The sequence below is a fragment of the Pseudoroseicyclus sp. H15 genome (assembly GCF_054353345.1).
The window spans coordinates 1-6220 of the sequence record NZ_JBTHJE010000013.1 but is presented as its reverse complement, the minus strand read 5'-3'; the positions used below and the strand labels follow the sequence as shown (position 1 = coordinate 6220).

Annotated in this window: 8 protein-coding genes; 6 read left to right on the top strand and 2 right to left on the bottom strand. The window is 63.2% G+C overall.

Annotated features, from left to right (window positions below):
• The first annotated feature begins 517 nt into the window (after positions 1–517).
• From ACXN5S_RS19605 to ACXN5S_RS19585, 5 genes are read left to right on the top strand one after another with little or no spacing between them, the layout of a single operon-like run.
• Positions 518–1387, top strand: coding sequence for an STAS domain-containing protein (locus ACXN5S_RS19605; protein ID WP_458607182.1), 870 nt, complete (start codon positions 518–520; stop codon positions 1385–1387).
• 35 nt (positions 1388–1422) lie between these two features.
• Complete coding sequence (locus tag ACXN5S_RS19600) at positions 1423–1755, top strand: STAS domain-containing protein (RefSeq protein WP_458607181.1); 333 nt, start codon at positions 1423–1425, stop codon at positions 1753–1755.
• Positions 1752–2168, top strand: coding sequence for an ATP-binding protein (locus ACXN5S_RS19595; protein ID WP_458607180.1), 417 nt, complete (start codon positions 1752–1754; stop codon positions 2166–2168). Before ACXN5S_RS19600 ends, ACXN5S_RS19595 begins: the two co-directional genes overlap by 4 nt.
• Before the next feature lie 30 nt (positions 2169–2198).
• Positions 2199–3194 (top strand): SpoIIE family protein phosphatase, encoded by a 996-nt coding sequence (locus tag ACXN5S_RS19590; protein WP_458607179.1) that lies wholly within the window; start codon positions 2199–2201, stop codon positions 3192–3194.
• A 37-nt stretch (positions 3195–3231) separates the two neighbouring features.
• Positions 3232–4356 carry a sensor histidine kinase gene (locus ACXN5S_RS19585; protein WP_458607178.1) on the top strand — a complete coding sequence of 375 codons (1125 nt, stop codon included), beginning with the start codon at positions 3232–3234 and terminating at the stop codon, positions 4354–4356.
• Between the two features lie 230 nt (positions 4357–4586).
• Here the strand turns inward: ACXN5S_RS19585 and ACXN5S_RS19580 are convergent, their stop codons facing one another.
• Entirely contained in the window at positions 4587–4919 is a 333-nt protein-coding gene (locus ACXN5S_RS19580; protein ID WP_458607177.1) for a hypothetical protein, read from the bottom strand.
• Between ACXN5S_RS19580 and ACXN5S_RS19575 the strand changes: the two genes are divergently transcribed.
• Entirely contained in the window at positions 4918–5124 is a 207-nt protein-coding gene (locus ACXN5S_RS19575) for a hypothetical protein (protein ID WP_458607176.1), read from the top strand. The two genes, ACXN5S_RS19580 and ACXN5S_RS19575, sit on opposite strands and share 2 nt — an antisense overlap.
• A gap of 346 nt (positions 5125–5470) precedes the next feature.
• Here the strand turns inward: ACXN5S_RS19575 and ACXN5S_RS19570 are convergent.
• Positions 5471–6220: peptidoglycan-binding protein (locus ACXN5S_RS19570; RefSeq protein ID WP_458607175.1), on the bottom strand; the 750-nt coding region annotated here is incomplete at its 5' end.

Here is a 6220-nt window from a genome sequence, read left to right as displayed (position 1 = left end):
TAAACGCATCTTACAGCAAGTTGTCGTTGTTCCAACGCTATCCGTGGCTGCCGTGAGCTGACCGGCGACTGAGCGAACCTTCATGCAGTGCGCAGCATTGGTCAAGTTGGGCTCGGAGCTGACATTCGCGGCGCAGTGCTCGAATGTCTGCTCTGGGCCGGTCGCGACGGGCGCGCCCATGCTGCAACGGCGAACGCACCCGAAATCAACGTGGTCGATCTGGGCTCGAAGCGGTCATGCAGCGGCCCAGCAGGCCCGTCGTCTGTCATCCGTTGCGATAGCGTCGCGCTTGGCCCATTCCTGAAGTCGGTCTTTTGGGCCGATGGGTGCTGCCGGTCCATCTAGACATTCGGGCCGCCAAACCGACGAGGGTCCCAAAGCTCGGCGCAAGATCTTGCCAAATGCACCTATCGCCTGGTCGACTTGGGTGTGCTCAACCTGCGGGTTGTGGTTCGCCTGGTGCCAATGATAATTCGATGCGTCCACCTGTTCTCTCTATCTATCGAGGCTCCGAACCATGCCTGTTCGCTATATCCACGACATCCTCGACAAAGAGCGGGCGTCCCTGCTCCGGGCCTGGGGCTCCTCCCAGGCAGAAGAAGGCCTGATCCGCAGGGATCTCTTTTCCGAACGCGAAGCCCGGACGCAGATCGAAATGCTTTTCGACGCGCTGACCAAGGGGATCAGCGCCAGCCTCGAGGCCGACTATCTCGACCCCGAAGCTGAATGCTGGGATGATCTTCGGGCCTCGCTGGCCGAGGTCACCCGTGAGCGCACGAAGCGCGGAGTTTCGACAGCAGAGATGGCGGCGTTCGTCCTCGCGCTGAAATATCCGCTCTTCGAGCGCCTCAACGCGACTGTCGACGGAGATAACGGCCTCGTGTTGATCGAGGCCATCAACCAGTTCACGCGTCTGATCGACTCGGTTGCCCTCTACACGACCGAGCTGTGCATCACAGAGCGGGACAAGGTCATCAAGCGTCAGCAGGACGAGATGATGGAGCTGGCCTCCCCCGTCGTAGAGCTTTGGGACCGCATCATCGCCGTGCCGCTGGTCGGCACGCTCGATTCCATGCGCGCGCAGGAGGTCATGGAGAACACGCTCTCGGCCATCGTCGATAAGAAGGCGGATATCGTCATTATCGACATCACCGGCGTCTCGACGGTCGACACGCAGGTCGCGCAGCATCTGATCCGCACCGCCGCCGCCGTGCGCCTCATGGGCGCTGAGGCGATCATCAGTGGCATCAGCCCCCGCATCGCACAGACCATGGTTCAGCTCGGCGTCGATACGGGAGAGGTTCGCACGCGCAGCTCGCTGCGCATGGCGCTGGCCGATGCCTTCCGCACGATTGAAACTGACGTCGTCATCCGGACGGCCAAATAGGGGCGACGAAGATGGCACAGGCAGCTGGCCTCTTCATGGTCGACGAGATCATGCTCGTGGCGATCGACGAGGACATTAACGACAGCGATATCGTCGCCTTGCAGGACCGTCTGGCGGAAGAGGTTCATGCCAACGACGCGCAGGGCATCGTGATCGACATATCTGCCCTCGAAATCGTGGACACGTTTGTGGGCCGGATCATCGCGCAGCTCGCCGGCATCGGCATTCTGCTCGACGCACCGACCTACCTTGTCGGCATGCGTCCAGCAGTGGCGATGACGCTGGTCGAGCTTGGAATGACCCTCCCCTCGGTCAAGACGGCGCGCAACCTGCAGCACGCGGTTACCCGACTCCGGGCGGCTCGGTGAGACGCCTGCCCACGCTGCCCGGCACATTGTTCGAGCGGCATGAGATCGAGGCGGAACCCGACATCTTCAGGGCTAGGCAGGCTGTCGGGCGCGCGATGGATGCGCTCGGGGCAAAGGTCATTCGCAAGACCCGCCTCGTAACGGCCGTGAGCGAGATCTTTCGCAACGGCCTGATTTATGGCGGAGGTGCGGTCGCCATCATCCATTGCGACGATGACGACCGCATGGTCTGGGTCGACTGCATCGACCAAGGCCCTGGGATTGCTGATATGGCGCTTGCTATGAGAGACGGCTACACCTCGGGCCGTGGCCTCGGGCGCGGGCTCGGCGGCGCGAAGCGCCTGGCCGATGCGTTCGATATCATCTCCGAACCCGGGATGGGGACGCAAGCAAGGTTAGCCGGGCGCGCCTGACACCGCCTTGTAAAAAGAAAGATCCGCGTCATGCTGGAATGCCTCACCATCGCTGCGCGTGCAGATGTCGCAGCCGCACGCCAGCAGGCGCGCGCCGAGGCCCTTCAGGCCGGCCTCGGACATGACCGCGCCGAGGAGATCGCCATCGTCGCGACGGAGCTGGCGACGAACATCCTGAAATACGCGCACACCGGCTCAATCCTGGCGCAGGCGATGCCCCAGCCGGAGGGCACCTCCCTCGCGCTGATCGCCTTCGATCAAGGCCCGGGCATCGAGAATCTCGACCAGATGCGGAAGGACTGGGTCAGTGGCGGTGCCGGCGCGGGCATCGGAATCGGTGCGATAGAGCGCCTGTCGGACCGGGCCGAGGTTCTGACCGGCCCGTCTGGCACGATCTGGGCCTGCGCTTTCGACAGCCCTGACGTGAGGCGCCCGCAGGAACTCGACATCGCCGGTCTCCGCATCGCCTATCCCACGGAGCAGTCCTGCGGTGACGACTGGGGCACCGTGGCGCAGCGCGGCGGCGCCCGGCTGGTGCTGGCGGACGGCATGGGGCATGGAAAGGCCGCCTCCAAAGCCAGCCAGGCCATGATCGAGCTGGCCCTCGCGCACCCGGGCCAGACGCCGAAGCAACGGCTCTTCGACCTCGTGGAGGATATGACCCGCACCCGCGGTGGCGTGATCTCCATCCTCGATTTCGCGCCGGGGGCGCGGATGGTCTCCTATGGCAATCTCGGCAACATAAGCGGCTTTTATGTGCGCGGCGGAGAGCAGCGGCGCATGGTCTCGCGCGACGGCTTCGTTGGCAGCCCTAACGCCCGCCCGATGGAAGAGCAGCTCGATCTGGAACCTGGCGACATCTTCGTGTTGCACAGCGACGGGCTGCGAACGGTCGCGCCTGAGGTCGTTCTGGGCAACGAGCGACGCAGCGCCTTGATGATCGCGGCGATAATGTTGTCAGATCGTGAGCGGCACCGGCGCGACGACGTATCTGTGGCGGTCGCCCGCTGGATGCCCGAGAGTTGACCGGGACCGGCCGCGAGCGCCCCCCTCGGAGAGGATAATGGCCCACACGATTACCTCGATGTCTCTTACAGCTTCCGATGACGTGAAGGTCGTGCAGCAGATCGCCACTGCAGTTGCGGCGGTGATTGGGTTCAAGACGTTTCACGCCACGCGCATCGTTACCTGCACTCTGGAGCTTGCGCGCAACGTCATCGAACACGGGGGCGGGGGCTTTGCGCGGCTCAGCCTGCACGAGCCCCGCGGCGGTACGGTCATGCTTCGGTTGGCCTTCGCAGATCAGGGACCGGGCATCGCGGATCTCGACGGGGCCCTGTCGGGCCGCGGCGCGGGAAGGCGCAGCGAAGGCATGGGGCTCGGGCTTGCCGGAGTGAAGCGCATGGCCGACCAGTTCCATGTGGATACGGCCACGACCGGCACGCGCATCCACGCTGATTTCGAAGCGCCGATCGAGACCACCGATCTGTCACGCGTCGCCGCGGAAGCGGGCAATCGATGCGACGAAATCCTGATGCGCGAGAGCAATGCCGACCGGCGCATCCGACAGCTCGAGACGGATCTGAGCGCGCGGGAGTTAACCATCGGCGAGGTTCATCACCGAACGGGCAACAACCTAACCCTGATCGGTTCGCTGATCCGTTTGGAGCAGCGGCGCGCGCAGAGCCAGGAAACGCGCGACGTGCTCGCCTCGCTCGGTATCCGGGTGGAAACCATGGCGCGCACCCACAAGCTCCTGCAATTGGGTGGAGGAGAGGCGGTCGCGCCTCGCGCCTACCTTCAGCAGATTGCCGCGTTGGCGGAGACTTTCAACCGCGCGGATCTTCGGGCGGTCGTCGAGGTGGAGAGCGATGACACACCGATCCCCGCAGGGCTTGCTGTGGATCTGGGGTTGGTCACGGGCGAGCTCGTCACCAATGCCTTCAAGCACGCATTCCGCGGCCGGAGCGAAGGGTGCATAACTCTGAGCCTGATGACGGAGGGGGATTCGATCATCTATCGCTTCAGCGATGACGGGATCGGTCTGCGCGAGGGTGAGAAACCGGAACGCTCGGGGTCGCTCGGTTGGCGGATGATCCGCAGCACTGTGTCGAGCAACCTCGGCCACATGACGGTCAGCGGCGTCGGTGGACTCAGCGTCGAGATAGCCTTCCCGCGCTCTCGCTGATCCCGCAGGTTAGTCTGACGACTGGCGCAACCACCGACCGGATTCCAATCGCAATCGGAAAAAGGTCAACCTGACACCACGTCGGGTATGCACCGAAGAAAGCTCAACCTTCGGGCGCACCCCGTCTCATCAACGCACCGAGGAGGGCCAAGCGCCGCCGAAAAAGGGCCCGCGCTTGGGATGAAGCACGAGCCCTCTACATGTTGTGCCGATCGGTGCGCGTCAGCCCGTCACGGCGCCGGCAAGCGCGCGGCTTTCTCCGCCTGCGCGCGGGCATAGAGCGCGTCGTCTGTCACCTTCAGCGTCGCCAGAGCCTCAGGGATCGTGCGCTTCAGGTAGGTGATCACCGAACTTTCACCGCAGTCTACTTTTTCAGCATAGGCGAGCGCCCGCGGCATTGCCTCGGCGAGGATCTCGCGCGCCCCGACAAGCTCTCCGGCGGAGAACCAGCGGGAGAGCCAGCGCCCCAACCACGCAGTCACGGCGGTCAACACCATGACGAAGAGTGTGACGAGCGCGGACTTCACCTCGTCCGAGCCGAGGATGTCGAGAAGGTAGTTCATGGCCGTGTTCCTTTCAGAAGTTGAGGTCGAGCAGATCCACGGTCTGCCCGGCGAGGATGTGGGTGAGATGGGAGAAGACGTATGCGGCCTGCTTCGACAGAAAACGCGCACCGAAAGTTGGGAGGGTGCGATTAGACCGGCGATGTTCCGAAATAGGAAGCTCTTGGAATCTCTGACGATTCTCAAAGTTCACACAGAAAGGTGATTAAAATTATTCCTAGCCATTGCTTCGAATTCCTAATTGAATATTTTCGCAATCCGGCAGCACTGCCAGTTTTCTTATCCCGTAGATTTTTTTGCTCAATGATTAGTCACTTCGCCATGAGCGAAGCCAAGAATCCTATGGGGGGGGGGGGAATGAAGTATTGTCTTTTAGGCCATTCAAATGTCGCGAGTGCGGTCACCGAATGAGACTCGGCGGCCGATCCTGCGGCTATTGCAGTGAAGACAAGCCGTCTTGGCAATTGCCTCAGATCTGGGTGTTCAGCTTTGCCACCATTTTTGTGATCTCGGTGGGAATGTTCATGTAGGTGATCGCGAAAAGGCCGCGTTTATAAGGCCAGTGCTTCGTCGGCCCTCTTCCGGATGTCAGCGAGCGCGTTACGGACATGCTCATAGTCTTGATCCAGTACCACAGTCGGCGCCTCACCAAAGGCGACCGACGGCTGGGAGAGCAGCTCCCCATGAAGCGCCCTGCGCGTCTGCGGGCCGGGATCGCCATCGACCTTGATGCCCGCCGCCCCCTGAAACGCCCGCACGCTGCCGTGGCCCAGGAAGGCGAGCCCGGCCTGCACGTAGAGATCGAGCCGATCTGCGAGGCCGTTGGTGCCGCCATTGATCCGCCGGGAGATCATCTCGGTGTTGCCGGCATCGGCGAAGCGGTTGAGGCTCTCACCGGAGCCCTCGTCCCAGAACCAGATCGGCCCGAGTCCTTCCCAGGGATCGGTGTTCACCAGGTCGGGGTTTGCGACGAAATCGACATCGGCACCATGCACCTCGCGCACCCAGGCTGTGTAGCGCGCATAGTTGGTGCGGCCCGTGATCTGCATGCCCGTCCGCCCACGGAAGAGGAAGCCGTCACCATCGACCGCTGCCGTGTTGCCGAGATCGGTGCGGGTCTCATAGCGCGTCTGCGCCGCCGTCGGCCCCCAGACCTCGCGGTCATAGCGCCAGCGGCCGCTCTCGTGCGCGAGCTGGGCAAGGTACTGCACCAACCGGTGCGGGCGATCGAGACCAGCGGCCATCCCGCCCCTCTCGAGCCCGAGCGCCGTCGAGCGCAGATTGTCGTTCACCGCGAGGCC